Source organism: Streptomyces calidiresistens, assembly GCF_014141525.1.
Taxonomy (GTDB): Bacteria; Actinomycetota; Actinomycetes; order Streptomycetales; family Streptomycetaceae; genus Streptomyces; species Streptomyces calidiresistens.
In genome coordinates this window covers 1-1,128 of record NZ_VKHS01001215.1, presented here as the reverse complement: position 1 = coordinate 1,128, position 1,128 = coordinate 1, and the positions used below count along the sequence as shown (strand labels likewise).

Below are 1,128 nucleotides of genomic sequence, written 5' to 3'. Positions count from 1 at the left end.
GTCCTGAGGGGCGCCCCGCCTCCCGCTCCGCCGCCCGCTCCCCGGAGGGCGCCGCGGTCCCGGGGCGGGGTCAGGCGGGCTGCGGGACGGACCGGGGGTCGGAGGCGCCGAGCACGAACCCCGGGTCCACCTGGGACGCGAGGTCCAGCCCCGTCCGCTCGTTGCCCCAACTCTCCGCGTTCCGCAGGTGGAAGTGGACCATCTGCCGGGTGTACCGCACCGGGTCGCGCCGCTCCCAGGAGGCGTCCGCCGCCGCGTGCAGGGCCCGCAGCACCGCCCGCTCCTCCTCGCCCAGCGCCCGGAAGGGACGGGGGCGCCCGCGCTCCAGGGCCCGTACCCAGTCCGAGTGCCCCAGCGCGGTCAACAGATCGTCACCGATCTCCTCGCGCAGGTACGCCAGGTCCTCCGGATCCCGGACCTTGTTGCCCACGACCCGCAGCTCCACGTCGAAGTCGCGCGCGTAGTCGCGGTACTGACGGTGGACCGACACCCCGCGCCGGGTGGGCTCGCTCACCAGGAAGGTCAGGTCGAAACGGGTGAACATGCCGGAGGCGAAGGAGTCGCTGCCCGCCGTCATGTCCACCACGACGTACTCGTCGCGCCCGTCCACGAGGTGGTTGAGCATCAGCTCCACGGCCCCCGTCTTGGAGTGGTAGCAGGCGACGCCGAGGTCGTCCTCGGTGAAGGCGCCGGTGGCCAGGAAGCGGATGGAGCCGCTCTCCGCCTCGATGACGCGGGTGCAGGACTCCAGCACGGGACCGAGGTCGTCGTGGCGCAGCAGACGGGAACCGGCGCCGGGGGGCGTGGTCTTGATCATCGCGGCGGCGGAGGGGATGCGCGGGTTGTCCCCGCGCAGGTGCTCCTTGATCTCCGGCAGTCGGTCCCCGAGGGCCGGGACGGCGGCGGTCTCCTCGTCCGTCAGCCCCAGCGCCGGGCCGAGGTGCTGGTTGATGTCCGCGTCCACCGCGATCACGGGCACGCCCCGGGCGGCCAGGTGACGGACGAACAGCGCGGACAGGGTGGTCTTGCCGCTGCCACCCTTACCGACGAATGCGATTTTCATGTTCAGGAGGATAGTGCTCCGCGGACGTCACCCCCGCACACCCCGACCCGTATCCGCGCCCCGCC

General features: G+C 72.9%; 1 protein-coding gene. It reads right to left on the bottom strand.

Going from position 1 to position 1,128, the window contains the following annotated elements; translation table 11 throughout:
* Nucleotides 1–70: 70 nt before the first annotated feature.
* Nucleotides 71–1,063, bottom strand: coding sequence for an ATP-binding protein (locus FOE67_RS26480; RefSeq protein WP_182667352.1), 993 nt, complete (start codon nucleotides 1,061–1,063; stop codon nucleotides 71–73).
* Nucleotides 1,064–1,128: the final 65 nt, after the last annotated feature.